This is a genomic window from Flagellimonas oceanensis, assembly GCF_003992595.1.
GTDB lineage: Bacteria > Bacteroidota > Bacteroidia > Flavobacteriales > Flavobacteriaceae > Flagellimonas > Flagellimonas oceanensis.
In genome coordinates, this window is sequence record NZ_RZNA01000017.1 from 88141 (window position 1) to 111897 (window position 23757).

Below are 23757 nucleotides of genomic sequence, written 5' to 3' on the forward strand. Positions count from 1 at the left end.
TAATTTAGAAAATAAAATGTATATTTATCCTGCACACAAAACTAAACAACGCACTCATGAAGAATTTTCATCGACTTGAGGAACATGTTTTGGGTATCAAACTGTTCCAAAACACATTCCTTTTCTTATGTGGATCTATGCTAAGCATATCCGCATATTCCCAGCAAGATTCGCTTGCCATCATCAAAGTATTGGAAAAAGAGGGACTTACCTGGCGCATGGGAGACAAAAAAGCCCATGGGGAATTGTGGAAGGAACAACCGTACAGTCGTATCTTAGTTTCCACCGCGGATGGCAAAACGATTGATGTGCCCACGGAAACCATTATCAACCCACCTTCGAGCATGATCGGAAAAGGAGGGTTTGCCTTCCACTCCAACCATAAAATGCGCATCGACAATAATATTGCTTGGGTAGCGCATGATGAAGTATCGGTAGGAACCGATGGTAAAGAGACACTCTCCCATGAGGTACGTTTTTTGGAAAAATTCGATGGTAATTGGAAATTGGTGGGACAGTCCAACCATTTCTATAATCATCCGCCGGAAAATAAAATAGATACGACAAGCTACATTCAGACCGTGGATATTGAGACGGGAAGAATAGAGACCGTCCTTACCATTGACGACCATTTTGAGGCTCCCAATTGGCATCCCGACAACTACTTGATCGTAAACAGCAAAGGGAAACTGTACACGCTGGATCTGGAGACCAAGGATTTGGAGCTTTTGAATACCGATTTCGCAGACCAGAGTAATAACGACCATGGGATTTCCCCCGATAACCAATGGTTGGCCATTAGCCATAACGATGTGAACGACCCATCTCCAAAGGCTTACAAATCGGCTATTTATGTACTTCCCATTGAGGGTGGAAAGCCCAGGAGAGTCACTTCCGAGGTCATGTCCTTTTGGCACGGTTGGTCCCCAGATGGCAAACGTTTGGCTTATTGTGCCGAGCGAAACGGCAACTTCGATGTATATACCATCAGTGTAGATGGTGGGAAAGAGAAAAGATTGACCACAGCTGAAGGTTTGGACGATGGTCCCGATTATTCCCCCGATGGAAAATACATTTATTACAACTCCTACAAATCAGGGCATATGCAGATCTGGCGTATGCGCCCCAATGGAAAAAAACAAGAGCAATTGACCTTTGATGAAAACTCCAATTGGTTCCCGCATCCATCCCCAGATGGTAAATGGATTGTGTATATTGCCTACACCTCTGACCAAAAACAAAACCATTTATTCGGTAAGCAGGTAAAACTCAGGCTAATGAATGTGGAAACAAAGGAAATCAAGGATATTACCCCCGTTTTCTTTGGTGGGCAAGGTACCATTAACGTTCCTTCTTGGAGTCCGGACAGCAAAAAATTGGCCTTTGTGAGTTATTCCGTCAACTAAACCATAAAAACAAATCAACGTACATGAAAAATAACAATTCAAACAAAAGAAGAAAGTTTTTACGGCAGATAGGGGCCACCACACTGGCATCTGCAGCAACCCCTTTTGCCTCTTTTGCCGCGCAGGAAAAAGCGGAAGAGCGCATTTTGAGATATGACAGGAACTTCTCCAACAACGACAAGGTGCGCATAGGTGTAATCGGTTATGGTGTACAAGGACATTTTGACCTGAGCACTGCCCTAGAAGTTCCAGGCGTTGAGCTTGCCGGGATATGCGATCTTTACAAGGGCAGGTTGGTTCGTGCACAAGAAGAGTTCGGAAAGGACCTTTTTGTGACCCGTAGCTACAAGGACCTTTTGGACAAAGATGATATTGATGCCGTACTTATTTGCACAACAGATGTCTGGCATTCCCAAATTGCGTTGGATGCACTTGCCAAAGGCAAACACGTGTATCTGGAAAAACCGATGATGCACAAAATAGCCGAAGGCTATCCGATGATGAAAGCCGCTGAAAATTCAGGAAAGGTATTTCAAGTAGGGAGCCAAAGGGTAAGCAGCGTTGGCTATGCCAAGGCCAAGGAACTTTTGGCCGCTGGGGAAATTGGCGACCTTAACATGGTGCAAGCCGCTTGGGACCGACAAAGTTCCATCGGAGCATGGGAATATACCATACCCGATGATGCCAGCGCAGAGACCACGGACTGGGACACCTTCATTGAGGTTACTGACAAAATGGAATTCGATGCCAAAAAATTCTTTTGGTGGAGAGCTTTTAAGGAATTCGGTACGGGTGTCGCTGGCGACCTCTATATCCATCTGTTGAGCGGAACACATTTTATCACCAATTCCAAAGGGCCGGAAAATATTTATAGTACAGGCCAATTCAGTTATTGGAATGATGGTAGGAACATGCCCGATGTGATGTCCGGCGTTATGCAGTACCCAAAGAGTGAGGAGCACCCCGCATTTCAATTGAATCTTAGGGTCAACTTCATCAGCGGTACGGGCGGACAGGAAATCATTCAATTAATTGGCTCCGAAGGTACGTTGACCATAGATAGAAATGACATCATCGTTAGTTACAGTAAAATGCCAGAAGCTCCAGGGTTTGGCGGATATGACTCCGTATTTACATTTCCAAAAGAAATGCAGGAACGAATGGCTGCTGACTACAATGCCAAATGGTCGGAAGCACAACAAAAAAGACATCCAAAAGGCGATGTCATCTATAAAGCACCGGAAGGTTATAGTGATCATTTAGATCACTTTACCAACTTTTTTGATGCCATCAGAAGCGGAAAAGAAGTGGTGGAAGACGCTGAGTTTGGATTTAGGGCAGCAGCACCGGCGCTTGCTTGCAATACCAGTTATTTTGATAAAAAAATCATGAACTGGGATCCAAAAAAAATGAAATTGGTCTAATATTCCCCCATCATCTTTTGGAAAAGTAAGGAGGCATCAGGGTATTTTCAATGGTATCTCGGATTGTTTTGCCATCACTTGTCCTATGTCTCCCCAAAAGATTCTATCCTTTTTACTTCCCTTTCCCATTGTCATGACACTATTTATTGATACATTTACATGTTTCAATATAATATTGGTGCTTTGACGCTAAAACAAGTAGAAAAAATTTCCAAGGCCTTGAGCGATGTCAATCGTTTGAAAATAGTTCAGGCCATTCAATCTTGCGAAGATAAATTGGAATGCAGTACCATCACTGCTTCCCTCAATTTATCGCAGCCATCGGTCAGTCATCACATAAAAAAATTGGTGGATGCGGAATTGATAGAACCTCAAAAAGAGGGCCGTTTCTATTTTTATTCGCTCAACAAGGAAGTGATGGAAAACTACTTGGTAGCGCTCAAAAAACTGTGATTTTTTATTTCAACAATACATCGATACATCTAAATATATGGATTCAAAAACAGTTGCTTACTCCATTCTGGAACTAGCAGTACTTCCCAAAGGAAGCAGTATCAACCAGGTATATCAAAATACAGTCGCCCTCGCCCAACAAGTTGAAAAATTGGGCTATGAACGCATGTGGTTTGCGGAGCACCATAATATGCCCGCCATTACCAGTAGCGCACCGGATGTATTGATAGGACATGTGGCCCAAGCGACAACCTCATTGCGATTAGGTTCTGGTGGGGTTATGCTTCCCAACCACTCCCCTTTTATCGTGGCGGAACGGTTCGGCACTTTGGCCAATTTGTTCCCCGACCGTATTGATCTTGGACTGGGCAGGGCTCCCGGAACCGATCAGCCAACAGCGCATGCCATCAATCCGGGCTTTGTTCAGGCTACTCATTCCTTTCCAAACGATATTGAAAAAATCCAACAGTACTTCTCTAAGGACAATAGTTCTTCCAAAGTCAGGGTTCCCTTGGCCGAGGGGGTGGATGTGCCCATCTATATTCTGGGTTCCAGCACCAGTAGCGCGCGCCTTGCGGCACAAAAAGGATTGCCCTATGCCTTTGCCAGCCATTTTGCCACGGCACAGTTGTTCAATGCGCTCGAAATCTATAGGGACCAGTTTCAGCCCTCCGAAGTACAGGAGAAGCCCTATGTCATCGCGGGAATCAATGCCATCGTTGCGGACACTGATCAAGAAGCAGAACGTTTATATACTTCTGGCCTCCGTATGGTCATCAACATCCTATCGGGCACAACAAGCCAGTATATTGAACCTCCTACCGATATGGGCACGAGTTTGAAAGAAGTGCGTCAGCATCCGGCCATCATGCAAATGACACGCTATTCCTTCGTGGGAAGCAAGGATACCGTGAAAAGGCAAGTTATGGAGTTTTTGGAAGAGACCAAGGCTGATGAACTGATGGTTTCTTCAATAATGTACGATAGTAATGAACGAATCAAATCCGCAGCATTGTTCGCCGTGATAATGAAGGAAATAAATGAAGGTGCCATAGCTACTGTGGATTAGACGCTTACGAAAGTGATAACATATTCTCAAAGCAATTTGATTGTATATTTGTTGAAAAATCAACCTGTTTTTGAGAGTAGTTTTTCTTTACATATTGTTCCTTTTCAGTGCTTCCCTAGTAGCACAAGACACGACACCGGATGTTATGCAAAACGATACATCCACTGTAGATAGTCTGAATCAACTGGGTTATGATCTTTGGATTCGCAATCCCTCACAATCTGTTCAATTGGGAGAAGAAGCCTATCGCCTATCCGCTGCATTGAAATATGAAAACGGGGCAGCATTCGCTAAAAGGGTTTCTGGCGTAGGACATTGGTCGCTCGGAGAGCCAAAAAAAGCACTATTTGACCTCTATGAAAGTTTAGACCTATATGAGACTCTTGATGATCTTGAAGGGGTTTCAAACATTAAACTCAATATTGGGATGGTCTATGCGGATATTGATGAAGACTCCTTAGCGTTAAAACAATTTCATGAAGCCATAAACGGGTTTTCCAAGCTCAATTTGGATGATAGGACTGCCACGGCATATACCAAACTTGGCACTCTACAAATCAAAAATGGACGATTGGACAAGGCTCACACCAATATTACCAACGCCCTGAACATCCATACTAGAATAGATTATAAATACGGTATGTCCGAAGCACACAACAGACTTGGACGGATCTATTTGGAACAGGGCGACCTAGAACAGGCCGATTATCATTTAAGGCAATCCCTTACCATTGGCAGACGAATTGATGACAAGGACGGTATGGTCAGCAACCTTTTACAGTTTGGCAGAATGTTTTCCCTTCAAAAAGATTATGAAATGGCGGATATGCACTTCAAACTTGCATTGAGCAGAGCCGACCAAATGAATCTGAACAATTATAAACTGGACATTTTAAAAAACCTGGCAGAGTTGAAGCAAATGACCCAGCAGAACGATTCTGCCCTGATTTACTTTTCACAATATGTCAAGCTAAAGGATTCCTTGTTCAATCTAAAAAAATCCAGGCAAATTGCTGGGCTGGAGTTCCGTAATGAACTTATACAGAAAGATCGGGAATTGAACGCCCTTTCCAAAAGTCAAAAACTGAATAGAACCATTCAATGGGTTTTAATCGGAGGTATATGCATTGTGCTGTTGCTTTCCTTCTTTTTGATTAAAAACGTAAGACAGCGTACAAAAAATCAGAAGCAATTGTTGGAGCAACAAAGGATTATTGCAGAGCAAGCCTTGGAGAACCAACAACTACGAAGTATGGACCTTGAGGGAGAACTGGATGCAAAAAACAGAAAACTTACCTCCTATGCCATGAATTTTGTTCAGAAAAATCAATTGCTGGAAGATTTTAAGGATAAAATTCAAGAGGCAAAAAAATCGACTTCCCCCGAAAAGACCAAACGCATACTTACCGATATCGAGCGTACTTTAAAAATCAACCAAGGAAAAGAAAAGGATTGGGAAGATTTTAAAGAGCATTTTGAAAATGTGCATCCTGACTTTTTCAGCATTTTAAAACAAAAATATCCTGATTTAAGCGCAAACGATTTAAAAGTTGCAGCACTTACAAGACTCAATTTATCCATTAAAGAGGCCTCCAATATCCTTGGAATTTCTCCTGAAAGTACAAAAACAGCTAGATATCGCTTAAGAAAAAAGATGGCTCTACCGCAAGAAACCGACCTTTTTGATTTTTTGATACATCTCGATATCTGATTTTAATCGTTTGATTTTCAGGTATTTAAATATTTTCAAAACATTCTTGTCTACCTGTTGTCTACCTATATACTCTTCTTGTCCACTTCATATATAACTGCGGTATACCCAGTATAGGGCAATAAATTATTTGACGAAGAATTCTCCTTCTACTTTTGCGCCGTCAAAAAATATGTGGGACTCCCACAATTTCATCAATCTTAAAATCAATTATTATGAAACGACAGTTATTTGTTCAAGGTTACCACTGTAACCAAGGCTTGCCCTCCATCGGGACAAGAAGAAAAATGGAGTTTAATGTGAAGTTCAAATCTAAAATTTAAACACCATGGAAACCTTAAAAAATTTGCCGACACCTTTAGAGATTCTTTTAGATCCAATATCCTTGATTGTTTTGGGGATATACGCAGCACTAATGATTTGGGAAGCACTGTTCCCTGCACGGGAATTGCCAAAAATCAAGAACTGGAAAACCCAGGGATTATTGACCTTTGCCGTCTTCTTTTATTTATCCAGCTATTTGCCGATACTCTGGGATGGTTACATTTCCAAATATCAAATATTCGACCTTGCTTTTTTGGGAGATATTGGAGGAGCAATAGTAGGCGTATTCATTTATGAATTCGGTCTTTTTATTTGGCATTATAGTCTGCACAAAAGTGACTTCCTGTGGAAAGTATTCCACCAAATGCACCACAGTGCCGAACGTATGGATACGTATGGGGCTTTCTATTTTAGTCCTATGGACATGGCCGGATTTACACTTTTAGGGAGCCTTTGCTTGGTCGGGGTTGCTGGATTCACGCCTGGGGCATCTACCTTAATATTGTTGATCACAGTATTCTTGGGCATATTCCAGCACAGTAATATTGTTACCCCGCAATGGTTAGGGTATTTGATTCAACGTCCTGAGAGCCATACGGTACATCATGCCAAGGGCATACATGCGTACAACTATTCCGACCTGCCCATATTCGATATCATCTTTGGCACCTTCAACAATCCAAAGGGATATTCGCATGAGACCGGATTTTACGATGGGGCATCCAAACGGATAAAGGATATGCTGCTATTTAAGGATGTTAGTGAAGAAATCAACAAAAATGAAAAAGATGAAGCTTAGAAAAATAGCAATCCTGTTATGCGCAACCATTGCCATCTCTTGTTCATCGGATGATATTTCAGGTTCCGGAACATTGACTACGGAAAGTAGGGAACTGAATGCCTTCACCTCGGTTTCTGTAACGGGAATAGCCAATGTTAACATTACTCAAGGAGATAGTCAAACGTTGGAAATCACCGCAGATAGTAATGTTATGGATTACTTGAGAACAGAGGTCGATAATGGCAGCTTGAGCATATATCTGGCCTCTGGACACAACTACAAAAATATAACCGTTCAAGTGGAGGTTATGGCCAAGGGCCTAAACGGAGTTACGAACGAAGGTAGCGGAAGCATAAAAATTCTTGATGTGGAAAACCCCGATTTCTACATCAACAATAAAGGTTCCGCCGATATTTCACTTTCGGGAACATCAAATACATTGACTGTTGAAAATGAAGGGAGTGGCCGAATTTCCGGCTACTCCTTTTTTACCGATACGAGTGAAATCGATATTGTAGGTTCCGGTGATGTGGAAATCAGTTGTTCAGACCAACTCCATGTAGAGATAGATGGTAGCGGAAATGTTTTTTACAAAGGCAACCCGACCATATCCTCAAAAATTGAAGGAAGTGGAAAGGTCATAAACAGTAATTAAATAAGTAATGAAAAGTTCAATTATAAAACTCAGTTTACTATTAGCCTGCGTAGTAAACGTAAACGCACAAATCAAAATTTCCAATTTTGGCAATTACGAGCTAAAAAACGGCGAGGTTCTTCAAAACACCAGAATAGGTTATCAAACGTATGGAAAGCTGAACACAAATAGGGACAATACCATATTGTTCGCTACTTGGTACGCTGGTACCGGCGAGGACCTTAAACCATATATTGGTAGGGAATCCATGCTAGACACCACCAAATATCATGTAGTGGTAGTGGAAGCCTTGGGCAACGGAGTCTCATCATCTCCCACGAATACATCTGTGGAAAATGGAATAAAATTCCCTGAGTTCAGTATAGAGGACATGGTGGACCTTCAGCATAAATTGTTGACGGAAATATTGGACATCGACCATCTTTATGCCGTTACTGGAATTTCCATGGGGGGTATGCAGACCTATCAATGGATGGCTAGTTATCCTGATTTTTTTGATAAGGCCATTCCAATTGTTGGCATACCAGAGCTTTCTACCTATGAAAAGTTAAATTTTGAAATATTCAAATATCTGCTTGACCAGAGTGCAAAAAGCGATGCCGGTGATGCAACCTTTTTGATGATGGAATATAGTCTGGGACTGACACCTGAATACTTTCATGACTTAGACGATTCCACGGAGAAATTCTTTAAGGACGTAATAGAGGAGGCCAAAGAATTTGATCCTAACAACCTGTTGAGCCAAATGTTGGCCATTAGCAACTTTGACCCATATGAGGTTTTAAAAAGAAAGGGGGCAAAATGCTATGCCGACGTATTCAAAGGAGAAGCCTTGATCATTTATTCTGGTACCGATAATTTGCTATCACCATCAGCCAACGTAAAAACGTCTCAGGAATTAAATGCACAATCATTGGACCTCAACTCCAAATGCGGTCACTATGCATTTTCTTGTGATCTACAGGAGATAAGTGAAGCGGTTAATACATTTTTAAACTAAGCGTAGATGTCATAGGCAATCAGTCCAATAAGATGCATTTAATCGTGAAGGAAATGACCTGGCACTTATACATGGTAAATTATGTTAGTGATCAATCCGTCAGGTATACCTGTGAGACAGGAATCAATGAATTGAGCAAAGCTATAAAACATCAAATTCCACTTTAGTATGAATGGTAAAGGAAAAGATTTTCTTGGCACCTACTGAAAACAGCAAGATCTACACGGAAACCTATGCCAAGTTGGGCGGATATGATGATGTTGAATGGTTAGACAACTGTATGGAAAACATGACCGGTAGATTAACCTCGGCAAACGATAAGGGCGTACATATTGTAGCCGGTTTTTTGAACAAAGAAACAGCGCTTGGTAGTATTTCCCCTAACACCAAGGCGGATATAATTGCCGTAAAAGGGGATATAGATCCTGATTTTGTAAACACCATGGAGCGTATTGTATGTGTAATGAAAAACGGAAAAACATACATCAATAAAATTGATCAATGATTTTATACCACCTCCCCTACCACATTTTGACAATCTATTGTTGCCGAACTCTTTAGTAAACAATCTTTAAAACACATTATAATAAAAATAGGGCTGAATAGTGCTATATCAATCATCAATCAAATGAAACTCAAAATAATTATGGGATGTCTGTTCCTGGCCATTCCAATGGCCTGCTTTTGCCAAAAAAAAGGATTTCCTATTCGCATTCTTGCAGGAAATGAAGCCACAGCCATTCCTTTAAAAGAGCTATGGACAAGCCCATCACATCTTACCGTGCAACTGGGCAGCGAATTTTCGCACAACAGCCATAAGTCGCATTATCTCTATCAAACCATCAATGTGGGTTACATCCTCCACGAACAATTATTTCAGGGAGGGTACATAAATTCCGAGATAGGGTACGATTATAGGTTAGGCTTTGGACTAAATCTGAAAGGACTTATCGGACTAGGTTACCTTCACACCTTCTCAACAGAAGAGGAATACATCTTCAAGGAAGGGAAATATGAGAGTGCAACCGATTCGGGAAATTCTAGGATGATGCCCTCCCTTGCCGCAGGAATGGGTTTCCGAACGAACGCCAACAATCCCAAAAGCCCCGAAATCCTGATTTTGTACAAGGCCTGGGTCGAATTACCCTATTCGCCTGGCTTCATATCGATCATGTCGCATACCGATATAAGCCTGGGCATCAAATTCTTTATCCATTAAACTCCATTAACATTATGAAAACAACCTGTATAAGGACACTGCTAGTGCTATCAACAATACTTAATTCCTGTGCTGTCTCGGAAGATGAGATCGTGAAAGAAAGTACTTATGATTGCTTTATGTCCGACAACACTTCGAACCAAGGGCATCCAAAACATGTACAATACCAGGCTCTACTGGATGAGTTGGTCGGCAAGGGTGTACCCGGTATTATGATGACCATCTTTGATGGAAATGATAATGAAGGCCCATGGTCGGGAGCCAGTGGCATGGCCGACCTTAAAAATAGAGTGTCCATGAAAAATTGCAATATTTCAAGAGTGGGTAGTACCGTTAAAATGTTTACGGCCGTTACCGTTCTTCAATTAGCGGAAGAAGGTAAACTCAATCTCGATGATTTGGCTTCACAGTATTTATCGGATGAAACGATGGCTGGCATTGAAAATGCCCATGAAGCTACTGTGCGTCAACTTCTCGAACATAGTAGTGGTATTTACAACTATATCATCAATCCACACTTTCAAACGGCCTCATTAAATGATTTGCTCAAAGTATGGAAGCCTAATGAGCTTTTGGACTACGCTCGCGGTAAAAACGCAAATTTTGAACCAGGTACCGATTTGGACTACTCCAATACCAACTATATTTTTCTTGGAGAAATCATAGAAGATATAGAGGGAAAACCTTTTTACAAAGTATTCGAAGAAAGAATATTCAATCCTTTAGATCTAGCCTTTACGCAATTTGCAGCGGAAAGCCCGGTACCCAAAAATATTGTTCGTGGGTACATAGACCTCTACAGCAAACTAGAGGTAGTGGAATCCACGTACTACAGTGGATGGGATTATTACACCGCCGATGGTGGACTCATCTCGAACCCATATGATCTTTACGTATTTCTACGATCGATTATGGAGCATTCCATTATATCCGAAAAAAGTTTTCAGATCATGACCCAATGGAAAAGTCCATCCTATGATGATGATATACATTACGGATTGGGCATATTTAAGATGGAAACCAAGTTTGGGGATGCCTACATCCATAGCGGGGACGCCATTGGCTATGCCGCCACTATGCTGTACCTACCAAAGGATGATATTTATATCTCTTGGGCGGTCAATGGCAACTATGGTAAAATAGATGCGCTTACCCAAGAACTGGAAGCAATGGAGCATATTATAGCGAACGTAATCAAGTAGTTCTATGAGAAACCTGAAAAAGCCTTGGTTCGCGAAAGGACTTTATATCATATTGTTTTTCTTCTTGTCACCATTTGTTATGGCCCAAAGTCCGGTTACGGTAGCAGTGTTCAATGAATCGACCAGTATGCCGCTATCGCCACCTAAGATCGGACCTTTTCATCCAGGTGTCCTCACAGGAAGTGATATTACCCTCTATGAAAGTGATAGGAACAAGACCTATGTGTCCATCAACATTAGCTATACATTCCATAAGAAACTATATCAGGCTATAACCATTGGCCTTAATCTAGGTTATGATTACAAAATGGCATATGGCGGCAGCCTTAAAACGGGTATCGGTATAGGATATATGCATACTTTTCCCGTTCGGGAAATATATAGTTTTCAAAGCACGGAATACGGGTTGAAAAAAGCAAAAGGAAACTCTCGGTTCATCCCTTCGGTTTCTTTTGGCATTGGTCAGCGATTTAGTCCCAATGATTTTAAAAGCAGTGAATTGTTCGTTCAACAGCAGTATTGGTTGGAAATCCCCTATTCTCCAGGCTTTATTCCCAATATGTCCCATGCCAATACCATACTCGGTGCTAAATTTCCTTGAACCTTAAAGCTCATTTTTATATACGCCCGATATAATTATAAACATCAATATTAATGATCAAAACTATAAATACGGAACTGGACCGAGATAATGTAGATACACTTCCAATAAGCCTAGTCCTATGAAAAATACTTTTTTACCTTTTATTTTTTATTGTTTATTAGCTCTTTTCGGCTGTAGTAAAAACAAATTGGATACCATAACTGATGGCTCCATACCAAACCCAGGAACAGATATTGTTCAGCTACCCGTGGTGATTCATATGATACACGATGGTGAAGATGTAGGTGAGGGTGCAAATCTTTCAAAAGAGAGAGTACTGAGACAAATCGAAATCCTGAATGAAGACTTTAGAAGAAAAGTGGGCACTAATGGGTTCAATGATCATCCCGATGGGGCAGACACGAAAATAGAGTTTGTTCTGGCTCAATTTACCCCTGATTTTAAAAAGTTTAATGGCATTAACCGAATCGATACATCAAAAAAACCGGTGGACAATTTGGGATATAACCAAAATCACTACGCCCAATTTGCTTTCTGGCCTCCCGATGAATACATCAACATATGGGTCACCCCATTGCCTTTGTCCTCTGCCTGTTTAGCGCTTGGAGTTTCCTCTGGTCCGGATATCGAGTTGCCAGGTTCGGAACTGTTCAGTGTACCACATGATGATGACGCCGAAGGCATCTTGATCAATTGGATACATTTCGGAGAATCCAATATTGACTGCCATGCTAAACTGGGAAGGACCCTTACCCACGAAATGGGCCATTATCTGGGATTATTGCACACCTGGGGAGGAAGAGACTGTGCTCACAATGATTACTGTGACGACACACCTGCGGTAAACGAGCCTGTCTTTGGCAGCAAAGCTATCCTGGGCTGCGACGGAGAGGCCGTTATGATCGGAAATTACATGAACTACAGTGACGATGCGGTAATGAACATTTTTACAAAAGATCAGGCAGAAAGAATGTATTACGTTCTGCGGCACCATGCCGGCAGAAAAGGTTTGATGACCAGTACAGCCATTGAAAGATAACCAAGGAGAATCTCGAAAAAGTAGAACTTTCCCCTTTTTTCTGGTACCTCAATTAGACCTTCTGCCTCTGAACCTTCTTTGCGGAACACTGATCGTTCATATCCAATGAAGATCATTTGCTGACCCGCACAACATGGAACTCCACAGGGAAGGAAGGCTATGAAAAAAGGTTGCCCTAGAGGTCATCAGACCTGTACTTGTTGGATAAAAAGGTTTACAACAAAGCCTTGGTAAACATTTTTCCAGAGGATTGGCAGTGAGATGTCAATAAAGAATCGATACGGCGTTATCCCACAAACCCCTCGCTAAATTTTCTTGACAATACATCGACTTTGGTCTTTCTTTGCACTCTATAAAATGTATACCAAGAGCATTACAAAAGGAAAGAATGAAGAGATTGATCAAATTTGACAAATTTGTAGCAGGTATAATTCTTGTAATAGTCCTAGCCTACTTTTTACCTGGTTTAGCCAGTAGACAGAGCTCAGTTCCTTTGGACACCATAGCCAAAGTCGGTATATCGTTGATTTTCTTTTTTTACGGGCTCAAATTAAATCCTGACAAGATTCGCCAGGGCTTACGAAATTGGCGTTTGCATTTGTTGGCACAATCCTTTGTGTTCCTTGTTTTTCCGTTGATTGTTCTCGCTTTTTATCCCCTTTTCAAATCAGGTACCTATTTTGATATCTGGTTGGCATTCCTGTTTATGGCGGCACTTCCATCCACAGTATCCTCGTCGGTGGTAATGGTATCCATTGCGAAGGGTAACATTCCCGCTGCCATATTCAATGCAAGCATTTCCGGTTTGATAGGAATTCTGGTCACGCCACTTTGGATGGGCATATTTTTGGAGCATCAATCCACGGAATTCAGTTTTATTACCGTTTACACAGATTTAGTACTGCAAATACTTTTGCCCGTTGTCATTGGGTTGCTCTTTCATCGCTATCTCGGGAATTTCGCATCTCGCTACAGCGGCTATTTGACCTTGTTCGATAAATCAGTTATTTTATTGATCATCTATAAAAGCTTTGTGCATTCGTTCGAAGATGGCATTTTCGAAACCGTGGCCCTACCCCAGCTGGCAATGATCTATTTGGCCGTGCTAGCAATTTTTTTCTTGGTCTACGCACTTATCGGAGGAGTGGCGAAAAGCATGAAGTTTTCGATTGAGGACCGTATTACCGCACAATTTTGTGGTACTAAAAAGTCGTTGGTACATGGAACGGTCTTCGCGAACATCCTGTTTCCCGCTTCATTTTCGATTGGAATCATTTTGCTGCCATTAATGCTCTTTCATGTCACACAAATATTCATTATCAGCATCATAGCTTCCAAATACTCCAAACGTGAGATAGATATTGATACCGTAAAAACATATTCATGACGGAACCTTTGTCCCTCATGAACTTCCGTCATCACGTATATAGCACTACAGGAACTTGTTAGGTTTCCAACAGTAGGCTCATTGCTCGTTCAAACTTCTCTTTGTATTCAAATGAAATGTTTTTGGAGCCTTCTTCGTAGAATGCCTGCATTACCACTGGTACGCTATAGGGCAAAGTCCAAGCGCGCAGGGTGTTCGCCACCACCCTCATGTTATCAATTCCAGTGGAGGCGTTCCCACCATAAGCCCAACAGATCAGGGCCACTTTAATACGATCTAGGTAAGGTCCTTTCTCGCGAGCACTGATAATGAGCCAGTCCAGACAATTCTTCATGGCACCTACCATGCCGCCATGGTATAACGGACTCAACCAAATATGCCTGTCACAGCTTCGGAACAGATCCACCATTTCAAGAACAGCGGGAGGTGTATCCACTGCATCTTCAGAGAAAAAAGGAATATTATGGTCGACTAGGTTATATACGACCACCTCAACGCCCATACCTTCCAAAGTATCCTTGAAATAATCCACCATATGGTTTGCCGTGTTCAATCTTTTGGATATGGTCCCATTGAAAACAAGTACTCGCATTCTCTCTTCTTTAAAGGCTTATTTTGATGTGTAAAAATACCACGCTTTGGGCATCCTGCCCAGTATCCCGCAATCTTTTTCCTTCTCAATCATCTGCTGGGCAATCCTTTCTGATAATTGAATTGTTCCCCTAGTAAATACAATAAAAAGGGTTCCTCCACTCCCTTAAGGTTTTCAAGGGAGTTGGCTGCTCTTGGCCTTTCCTCCAATAGCTCATAGACATCCTTGGATACGATGAAACTATTGTTGAGTTTCTTGGTCAAGTCCTGGATTCTTGCGGCAACATTCACTGGGTAACCCATTACCAGCTGGTGGGGATTCCCTTGTAGTAACAGGTCTCCAGCAGCCACCTTTCCCAAATGGGCACCTACACCAATCTCAATTTCTTGTTTGAAATACTTTTTAAAATATAGTTCGTTCAATCTTTTCAACTCCTTGAACATTTCCTTTACACAGGAAACCGTTTTGTTTGCACTTTCTTTGGTGGTGTCTTCAAAACCGAATGCCGCATAGAGCCCATCACCCGCGGTTTCGACGATTTTACCTCCATGTTCCCTGATGATCTCCTCGAAATGATAGAACATTTTCCTGACCACGTGAATGACATCAAACGCCAGATTATGCTCTACAAAGGGGGTAAAGTTCCTGATATCCAGAAACAATAGGCACAGCCGCATTTCTTTACCTATGTTCTCGTCCTTGATGATCTTGTTCCTCAAATAAAGTGGATAATCGCTCTCATCATTCATGATGCGCTTAATTCTTACAGCCCCCCCCTTCACATAGGTCTGGCATGCCAAACGAACGTTTCTGGGCAACTCAAAGTATTTTTGCATGTTCTTTTCGGCCGTATTCGTTTCGGAGAGGTTTTCTTCGCCTTCAACGACCAATATCCGACATGTGGAACATCTCGCGCGTCCACCACATTCGCAACAGAAAGGAACACCTTTGTTCAACCCAGCTTTTAGAATCGAATCATCGGAACCAATTAAAAAAGATGCATCGTTGATTATGGTGATATGATGATATGTCCGAACCATATCATCGATCATTCCTTGGATTTTTCCATCCCCCGCCCAAGGCCCTGTACAGATTGATGATGCTCACCTTGCGCTCGAGCACATCCATGATTCCTTGCATCTCGGCAGACAATAAGTTCTGCTCGGAGGTCAACACATCGATGTAGTTCGTTTGGGAATTATATTCCAGTAGGCGCTTGGTGTATGAAACGGATTTGTTCAATGCTTCCAACTGCTTTGAACGCTTTTCGCACTTTATGTCCGCCTGTTGGTAGGCAAAAAGCGCATCCGAAACCTCTTGCCCCGCTGTGAGCAGGATTTGTTCAAAGGTATAGTATGCTATCTGTTGTTCGGATTTTGCCACTTCCAAGTTGGCTTTCAATGCCCCCCGATTCAGAATGGGCTGTAATAGACCACCGGCCACATTGGCGAACAGACCAACATTTTCCTTAAAAAGATCATCAAACTCAAAACTGGAAAAACCAGCTGCTCCCGTAATGGTAAATGATGGATAAAAACTGGCCCTGGCCCCGTTTGTAATCTCGAATGCCTCTCGATAGGCCAACTCGCTCTGAAGCACATCAGGTCTGTTGAGCAACAGTTGTGATGGCACACCAACTGACAATTCCATATCCTCTACTTCTTTAATCTTAGCATAAGAACTACGTGCAATGGCTCCCGGTTTTCTTGCCAATAAAACAGACAGTTCGTTTTCCAACTCCCTGATCTGCCGTTCCACATCGGGAATGCCCAATTCCGCCTGATATTGGTTAGCCTCGCTCTGAACCACGGCCGCACCGTTTACCACATTGGCCTGTTTCAACTTTTTCATGGTCGCCACGTAGGATTTTCGGTTGTCCGCGGTCTCCTTTAACACCTTCAATTGTTCGTCAAGTGCAATCAATTGATAGTATTTGGTAGCTATGGTGGCCACCAAAGCTGATTGGATGGCTTGCTTGGCTCCTTCCGCCCTTAGTAGCCCTGCCAATCTTGCCCGTTTGGCACTGTTCAATCTCCCCCAGATATCCGCTTCCCAAGAGGCACTCAGGGAAAGGTCGTACTGGGTAACATTGTCCACCAATCCGTACCCTTGGGTAAAGGAAAGTTTGGATCTGGCCACCGAGGCATTCCCTTGTAAGGTGGGAAGAAATGCCCGCTTGCTCTTTTTGAACATTGCCCCTGCTATCTGCAGGCGTTCCAAAGCAATCTTCATATCGTAATTCTCCATCAAAGCCTCATTGATGTAGCTGTTCAATAAAGAATCGGTGAAGAATGCTTCCAAAGGAATGGCTGACAATGCCTGTAAACTGTCCTTGTGTTGTTGCTCTACTCTATATAATCCTTTTGTCTCTGTTTCTGGTTTTGTATACTTCTTGGTAATCCCACAAGAGACCAAGAACAGAAAGGATAGAACCAACGATGTTTTATATAATGGGTATGTCCTCATGATTTTCATTTTATTCGTGAACTTCGTCTTTATGCAATTTTTCGCTCAGTCGTTCCTGAAGTGACTGGAACATGATGAACAAGGCAGGGATAACAAATACACCGCACAAGGTTCCCACAAGCATTCCCCCCACTGCGGCCGTACCAATGGATCGGTTACTGACAGCTCCCGCACCATTGGCGAACATCAAAGGCAGTAGACCGAATATGAAGGCAAAGGATGTCATTAAAATAGGCCGCAACCTGGCCTTGGCCGCACGGACCACTGATGATGCCAAGCTCAGCCCACTTTTTCGGTGCATCAAGGCGAACTCCACAATAAGTATCGAGTTTTTGGCTAAAAGCCCAGTCAGCATAATTAAACTGATCTGTAGAAAGATGTTGTTGTCGATCCCGAACATTTTGGCAAATAAATAGGCTCCCGCCAAGCCAATGGGCAGGGGCAAGAGTATCGAGAACGGCAGAATGTAGCTTTCATATTGGGCCGCCAATAGAAAATAGACAAACACCAAGCATAAAATGAATATATAAACGGTTTGGTTCCCACTGTTCACTTCCTCCCTGCTCAGCCCCGCAAACTCATAACCGAACTGTTTGGTCAGCTGTTCATCGGCCACTTCTTGAATCGCTTTAACGGCATCCCCGGAACTATAGCCCGGTGCGGGTACACCTGTAACGTTGGCCGAAGTGAACAGGTTGAAACGTTTGATGAACTCCGGTCCAAATACTTTTCGCAAACTCACAAATTGTGTGATAGGGGCCATTTCCCCATTCGCTGTCTTTACCAAAACGGAATGCAGATCTTCGGGTTTTGCCCTTGGACCCGGTTTGGATTGAACCATGACGCGATACTGCTTATTGAAACGGTTGAAATCCGAAGCATATATTCCACCGTAATATCCCTGCATTACCCCCAATACTTTATCCGGGGTTATGCCGGCCATCTCACATTTGGCTACATCGACCTCAAGCTCGTACTGTGGAAAACTATTGCTGAACGATGTTGTCGCATATAGGATTTCCGGTCTTTGGTTAATGGCCCCCATATAATTTTGAACCACACCGCTGAATTTCTCCATATCATTGGCAGTACGATCCTGAAGATTGAACTCAAAACCATTGGTGCTCCCAAATCCTTGAAGTGTGGGTGCGGCAAAAAAGATAATATTGGCCCCTTTGATTCCAGAGGTTTTGTAAAAAAGCTTGTTGACCACACTTTCGATATCCTGCCCCTCATCCTGTCGGTCTTCCCAAGATTTAAGACGGATAAAAAAGGCCCCATAGGAACCTCCCGCCCCACTGATGATATCCTGTCCTGCCATTCGGGTCAGGCTTTCCACCTCGGGAACCGTGCGCACAATGCTATCAACCTGATCGGCCAGTTCCGTGGTACGCTCCAGGGAAGATGATGGCGGTAAAATGATATTTCCAAAAATGGCCCTACTATCCTCCGACGGTACAAAACCAGTAGGTGTATTCTTAATCAGTCCCCAGGCCAATACCGAGAACGCCCCTATCAATCCAACAGCCAACCATTTTCTTCGCAAAAGGAATTGGACCCCTTTGATGTATTTGTAGGTTACTGCTTGAAAGGCCACGTTGAATTTGGCGTAAAAGCGTTTTAAAAAGCCCTTTGGTTTTTCACCTTCATCATCGTGATGAGCTTTTAAAAACAAAGCACATAAAGCTGGACTCAGGGTCAAGGCATTGATGGCGGAAATAACAATGGCAATGGCCAAGGTCAGACCAAATTGTTTATAGAACACTCCGGTGGACCCTCCAATAAATGATACTGGCACAAATACAGCTGCCATAACCAGCGTAATGGAAATAATGGCCTTGCTGATTTCGCTCATCGCATGTAAGGTGGCTTTTTTTGGGGATTTCGACCCTTGGTCAAATTTGGCATGGACGGCTTCCACCACCACAATGGCATCATCCACCACAATTCCGATGGCCAAGACCAGAGCGAACAAGGTCAACAGGTTAATGGTAAAACCGAACAACTGTAAAAAGAAGAAAGTACCAATGATCGCGACTGGAACGGATATGGCAGGAATCAACGTTGAGCGAAAATCCTGCAAAAAGATGAACACCACGATAAACACCAAAATAAATGCCTCTATCAAAGTATGGATCACCTTATCGATTGAGGCATTGAGAAATTCGTTGGCGTTCAAAAAGGGTACATATTCGATTCCTGATGGAAAATCCTCGGCACTCTCTTCAATAATCCTTTGGCACTCGTTGATCAGTTCATAGGCATTGGAACCTGCAGTCTGGCTAATGGCAATGGAGGTACTGGGATAGCCCAAGGTTTTTGTACTACTGTTGTAGTCCAATGCACCCAACTCCACATCGGCCACATCGGACAAGCGTAAAATCTCTCCATCTCCACTGGCCTTGAGCACAATTTGCCAGAACTCATCGGCGGTCTGTAAACGCCCTTTGTATTTTATGGTATATTGAAACGCTTGGTTTCCATTGACACCGAACTTACCTGGGGCAGCCTCAATGTTCTGCTGCCTCAACTTGGCAATTACATCTTCGGGAACCAACCCATAGGAAGCCATGGCATCGGGCTTGAGCCAGATACGCATCGCATAATCGCGTGCCCCATAGATAAAAGCATCCCCGATACCGTTTACACGCTTCAATTTGGGCAGAATGTTCAAACTCACGTAATTCTGTAGGAAATTCTGATCGTAATTGTCCTTAGTGCTATAAATACTGAAGATGTACACCAAACTGCTCTGCATCTTGCTTGTGGACACACCTGAACGAATCACTTCTTCCGGTAATAGATTACTGGCCTTGTTCACACGGTTCTGAACATTCATTACCGCCAGGTCGGGGTCGGTGCCCAATTTAAAATAGATGGTAATCGTGGCACTTCCATCATTTCCTGCCGTAGAGGTCATATACTGCATGTTCTCCACGCCATTGATCTGCTCTTCCAATGGGATGAGCACGCTTTTTCGAACCACATCGGCATTCGCACCTTGATAAGAGGCGGATACCTCGACCGTAGGAGGTGCAATATCCGGGTATTGTGATATGGGCAGTGTATATAGACCAAGTATCCCCAGAATAACAATGATTACGGAAATCACCGTGGACAGCACCGGTCTATCTATAAAGTTTTTTAACATATCCATGAAATTAATAGGCAATAAATTCCCAGGGCCATGTTCTTGGCCTTCTGAAAATCAACACACTATATTGTTTGTTATTGAATGAGTTGGGGTTGGATTTCCATGTCTTCCCGAAGGGTCCCCGCACCTTCGTAAACCACCACATCACCAGGGGACAGACCTTGTGTGACCACAAAATCCTCGTTGGTCGCCATGGACATTACCTGAATCTCGGTGCTTACCACATGGTTATCGACCACTTTGTAAACCATTCGTTTATCCTGTAATTCAAAAGTGGATTTTTGAGGGACCAAAAGTGCATCGGGCATTGTTTGCCCAAGAACAATGGTACCACTCCCCCCACTTCGTAGACTGTGGTCTTTATTGGGGAAAGTCGCTCTTATACGTGCAGTTCCCGTTTGCTGATCGAGCAAACCCGAAATGGACGTGATAACTCCCTCAGCAGCAATGCGCTGTCCATTGGATAAGTTGAAATGGACCTTGGGGAAATGCTTTAATTTCTCGTCAAGTGTACTGCCCTGGTAGGAATTGTAGAGACTCAAAAACTCGTTCTCATCCAATGAAAAGTAGATATGTACCTGAGCTATATCCGAAACAACCGTCAATGGGTTTTGGACCTGAGGACTTACCAAACTTCCCGTTCTGAAAGGAATCTTACCGACCACTCCATCAATCGGACTCTTGATCATGGTATATCCCAAATTTGTTCTCGCTTGGACCAAGTCCGCCTTCTTGGCCTTTAAATCCAGTATGGCCGCCTCCAATTCGTAAGGGTTCACGATATCATCTTCAACCAAGGGTCGGGTCTTGTCCACATGGATCTGCGCGTTCTTCACAGCCGATTCCGCGGATATTACCGACTGCTGATATTGCGGAGCATTTATCTTGAAGAGCAAATCGCCTTTTTTGACCACAGCTCCTTCATCCACATAGATTTTCTCGAGATACCCCTCTACTTTGGGCCTTATTTCAATATCTTCCCTTCCTTCAATGGTAGCTGGATATTTTTTTTCAAGTGTTGTTTGGGCTCGTTGGAGTTTTATGGCCGGATATTGTGGAATCTGGCCCATTTGACCAGTCTCTTTGCCTCCACAAGAACTGATCGATGCCACCAGTGCCACGAACAGAAAATGGTTTATATATTTCATCTTTATGATTAATTATGGTTGGAATAGCGCATGGGAATTCCTTTGCGGCGAAAAAACATGTTCGACCACAGATTTGTTTTGACAAAAATTAAGGGGTTTGGGAAAAGCTGAATCCCCGGGACGGCAACCACTGTCCCGAAGATCAGCTTACGGCACAGAAAGCGTTACGATTTAGCCGCTAAATAACGTTTCTCCACCGCTTTCCAATCAACAATGTTCCAAAAAGCATCAATATACTCTGGTCTTTTGTTCTGATAATTCAGGTAATAAGCGTGTTCCCACACATCCAATCCCAAAATCGGAGTACCTTGATCGGGTGCTGTATCCATCAATGGGTTGTCCTGGTTCGGAGTGGAGGTAACCTTCAGCTCCCCGTCAGCATCAACGATCAACCATGCCCATCCGGAACCGAACCTAGTGGCCGCTGCATTGGCAAAAGTGGTCTTCAAATCTTCCAAGGAACCAAAAGTGCTTTCGACGGACTTGGCCAGTTCCCCTTCCGGCAATTCAGAACCTCCAGGGGTTAGGATGGTCCAAAATAAGCTGTGGTTGAAATGTCCACCTCCATTGTTCCTGATTCCGCTGGACAATTTTGATATCTTCCCAAAAAGGCCTTCCAAATCCGAGTCTTCCAATTTGGCCTCTTCAAGTGCCGCATTCAATTTGTTGACATAACCTTGATGATGCTTCGTATGGTGAATTTCCATGGTAGTTGCATCAATATATGGTGCAAGGGCATCATAACTGTACGGTAATTCTGGTAATTTGTAACTCATAATATGTAGATTTGAATTAAATGACTTTTAAAAACAATACAAAGATACTACATTTGTATAATAAACCAAATATTTACTTTGTTTATTATGAATAATACTGTTCCTGAAAATGAACAAGCCATTTGGATACTTAAAAACGAAGGCGAAAAAACAATAAAAGACTTGTCAAAAGCACTTGGTGTTACCACTGAAGGAGCAAGGTTTCAACTTTTAAAGCTGTCCAAGGATGGGTATGTGAAATCCGAGAGCAGAGCAAAAGGAAGGGGGCGTCCACAACAATTCTGGTCGTTGACCCAAAAAGGTCATGCCAAATTTCCCGATTCGCATTCGGAGTTGACTTTAAGGCTCATCAATAAGATAAGGCAAAATCTAGGGGAAGACACCTTAACGGAACTCATCAGTTCCACAGGACAGGACAATCTTCAAAACTATCGAACTGCCATTCCCGAAACAGCACCTTTGGAAGAAAAAATCGAAAAATTGGCCGAGTTGCGCAATAAGGAAGGCTATATGGCCACTTATGAGCAAAACGAAGACGGTAACTATCTCTTAATAGAAAACCATTGCCCTATATGTGCTGCCGCCACCCTGTGTCAGGGGTTTTGTGCCACAGAGCTCAATACATTTCAATCGGTTTTGGGACCAAATACCAAAGTAGAGCGTATAGACCACATCCTGGCCGGTGCGAGGCGCTGTGCTTATCTGATTCAAGAAAAGTAAAAGGCCGGACAATTGCATATTGCCCAGCCTTTCAACATTAAGGTTGATATACACTATTGTTGAGCCATCTCCAAGTTTACCGTAAATTCCACATCATCTCCCAAGGTGGGTGTATCTCCTCCGACACCAAACTCCAAACGGTCCACGGTTCCCGTTAATTTCAATCCAGCTTTTAATTTCTGACTACGCTGATCGGTAATGACGCCATTTACCTTTCCTTCCAAGTTAACAGATTTGGTCACACCATGCATGCTAAGGTCTCCTGTAAGGGCAAAGGTCTTATCCCCTGTTTTTTCAAAACTTGTGCTTTTGAATGTTATGGAAGGATACTTCTCTGCATCAAAAAAGTCAGGGCTTTTCAAATGGTTGTCCCTGTTTTCGTTATCGGTATCGATACTTGCTACTTTGATTTCCACATCAAAAGAAGCATCATCAAAATTATCATCGGCGGTGGCCGTAATATCAAATTCACCAAAACTTCCTTCCACCTCAGAGATCATCAAGTGGGTTATACTGAATCCCACCTTGGAATGTGCATTGTCCGATTTCCAAGTGGATTGTGCTTGGATGGTGGTCCCTATAAGAACCATTACCAGAAAAATTGACAGTTTTCTCATACGTTGTAAT

Annotated in this window: 22 protein-coding genes; 15 read left to right on the plus strand and 7 right to left on the minus strand. The window is 42.9% G+C overall.

Annotated features, from left to right (window positions below; all coding sequences use genetic code 11):
- The first annotated feature begins 56 nt into the window (after window positions 1-56).
- From EO132_RS05125 to EO132_RS05190, 14 genes are all read left to right on the plus strand, one after another.
- Window positions 57-1406 (plus strand): TolB family protein, encoded by a 1350-nt coding sequence (locus EO132_RS05125; RefSeq protein ID WP_127136897.1) that lies wholly within the window; start codon window positions 57-59, stop codon window positions 1404-1406.
- A 23-nt stretch (window positions 1407-1429) separates the two neighbouring features.
- On the plus strand, window positions 1430-2830 hold the full coding sequence (locus tag EO132_RS05130) for a Gfo/Idh/MocA family protein (RefSeq protein ID WP_127136898.1): 1401 nt from the start codon (window positions 1430-1432) through the stop codon (window positions 2828-2830).
- Window positions 2831-2989: 159 nt separating this feature from the next.
- On the plus strand, window positions 2990-3283 hold the full coding sequence (locus tag EO132_RS05135) for an ArsR/SmtB family transcription factor (RefSeq protein ID WP_235856382.1): 294 nt from the start codon (window positions 2990-2992) through the stop codon (window positions 3281-3283).
- Window positions 3284-3320: 37 nt separating this feature from the next.
- Complete coding sequence (locus EO132_RS05140; protein WP_127136899.1) at window positions 3321-4352, plus strand: LLM class flavin-dependent oxidoreductase; 1032 nt, start codon at window positions 3321-3323, stop codon at window positions 4350-4352.
- Window positions 4353-4422: 70 nt separating this feature from the next.
- Entirely contained in the window at window positions 4423-6063 is a 1641-nt protein-coding gene (locus EO132_RS05145; RefSeq protein ID WP_127136900.1) for a tetratricopeptide repeat protein, read from the plus strand.
- A gap of 328 nt (window positions 6064-6391) precedes the next feature.
- Window positions 6392-7186 (plus strand): sterol desaturase family protein, encoded by a 795-nt coding sequence (locus tag EO132_RS05150; protein WP_235856383.1) that lies wholly within the window; start codon window positions 6392-6394, stop codon window positions 7184-7186.
- Entirely contained in the window at window positions 7176-7823 is a 648-nt protein-coding gene (locus tag EO132_RS05155) for a head GIN domain-containing protein (RefSeq protein WP_164732277.1), read from the plus strand. The genes EO132_RS05150 and EO132_RS05155 overlap by 11 nt, the downstream gene beginning before the upstream one ends.
- 7 nt (window positions 7824-7830) lie before the next feature.
- A complete protein-coding gene (locus EO132_RS05160) occupies window positions 7831-8823 on the plus strand; it encodes an alpha/beta fold hydrolase (protein WP_127136902.1) in 993 nt (330 codons plus the stop codon).
- 172 nt (window positions 8824-8995) lie between these two features.
- Complete coding sequence (locus EO132_RS05165; protein WP_127136903.1) at window positions 8996-9328, plus strand: hypothetical protein; 333 nt, start codon at window positions 8996-8998, stop codon at window positions 9326-9328.
- Between the two features lie 123 nt (window positions 9329-9451).
- Window positions 9452-10042, plus strand: coding sequence for a hypothetical protein (locus tag EO132_RS05170; protein WP_127136904.1), 591 nt, complete (start codon window positions 9452-9454; stop codon window positions 10040-10042).
- Between the two features lie 14 nt (window positions 10043-10056).
- Window positions 10057-11244, plus strand: coding sequence for a serine hydrolase domain-containing protein (locus EO132_RS05175; RefSeq protein WP_127136905.1), 1188 nt, complete (start codon window positions 10057-10059; stop codon window positions 11242-11244).
- Window positions 11245-11248: 4 nt separating this feature from the next.
- On the plus strand, window positions 11249-11845 hold the full coding sequence (locus tag EO132_RS05180; RefSeq protein ID WP_127136906.1) for a hypothetical protein: 597 nt from the start codon (window positions 11249-11251) through the stop codon (window positions 11843-11845).
- Window positions 11846-12035: 190 nt separating this feature from the next.
- Window positions 12036-12887, plus strand: a complete 852-nt coding sequence (locus EO132_RS05185) for a M43 family zinc metalloprotease (protein WP_164732278.1) — start codon at window positions 12036-12038, stop codon at window positions 12885-12887.
- Between the two features lie 388 nt (window positions 12888-13275).
- Entirely contained in the window at window positions 13276-14274 is a 999-nt protein-coding gene (locus tag EO132_RS05190; protein WP_127136908.1) for a bile acid:sodium symporter family protein, read from the plus strand.
- 58 nt (window positions 14275-14332) lie between these two features.
- On the opposite strand, the gene EO132_RS05195 is transcribed toward EO132_RS05190, so the two are convergent.
- The 6 genes from EO132_RS05195 to EO132_RS05220 all read right to left on the minus strand — a co-directional run bounded on the left by EO132_RS05195 (window position 14333) and on the right by EO132_RS05220 (window position 22410).
- On the minus strand, window positions 14333-14866 hold the full coding sequence (locus tag EO132_RS05195) for an NADPH-dependent FMN reductase (RefSeq protein ID WP_127136909.1): 534 nt from the start codon (window positions 14864-14866) through the stop codon (window positions 14333-14335).
- Window positions 14867-14955: 89 nt separating this feature from the next.
- Entirely contained in the window at window positions 14956-15918 is a 963-nt protein-coding gene (locus EO132_RS05200; protein WP_127136910.1) for an adenylate/guanylate cyclase domain-containing protein, read from the minus strand.
- The gene (locus EO132_RS05205; RefSeq protein WP_127136911.1) at window positions 15908-17332 is read right to left on the minus strand and encodes an efflux transporter outer membrane subunit; all 1425 of its coding nucleotides are present in this window, start codon (window positions 17330-17332) and stop codon (window positions 15908-15910) included. Before EO132_RS05205 ends, EO132_RS05200 begins: the two co-directional genes overlap by 11 nt.
- A gap of 10 nt (window positions 17333-17342) precedes the next feature.
- Window positions 17343-20483 (minus strand): efflux RND transporter permease subunit, encoded by a 3141-nt coding sequence (locus tag EO132_RS05210; protein WP_127136912.1) that lies wholly within the window; start codon window positions 20481-20483, stop codon window positions 17343-17345.
- A gap of 77 nt (window positions 20484-20560) precedes the next feature.
- The gene (locus tag EO132_RS05215) at window positions 20561-21634 is read right to left on the minus strand and encodes an efflux RND transporter periplasmic adaptor subunit (protein WP_127136913.1); all 1074 of its coding nucleotides are present in this window, start codon (window positions 21632-21634) and stop codon (window positions 20561-20563) included.
- Window positions 21635-21798: 164 nt separating this feature from the next.
- Entirely contained in the window at window positions 21799-22410 is a 612-nt protein-coding gene (locus EO132_RS05220; protein WP_235856384.1) for a superoxide dismutase, read from the minus strand.
- A gap of 87 nt (window positions 22411-22497) precedes the next feature.
- On the opposite strand from EO132_RS05220, the gene EO132_RS05225 reads away from it, so the two are divergent.
- On the plus strand, window positions 22498-23130 hold the full coding sequence (locus EO132_RS05225; RefSeq protein WP_127136915.1) for a helix-turn-helix transcriptional regulator: 633 nt from the start codon (window positions 22498-22500) through the stop codon (window positions 23128-23130).
- A gap of 53 nt (window positions 23131-23183) precedes the next feature.
- Here EO132_RS05225 and EO132_RS05230 read toward each other — a convergent pair whose 3' ends face one another.
- Entirely contained in the window at window positions 23184-23747 is a 564-nt protein-coding gene (locus tag EO132_RS05230) for a YceI family protein (protein WP_127136916.1), read from the minus strand.
- Window positions 23748-23757 lie beyond the last annotated feature (10 nt).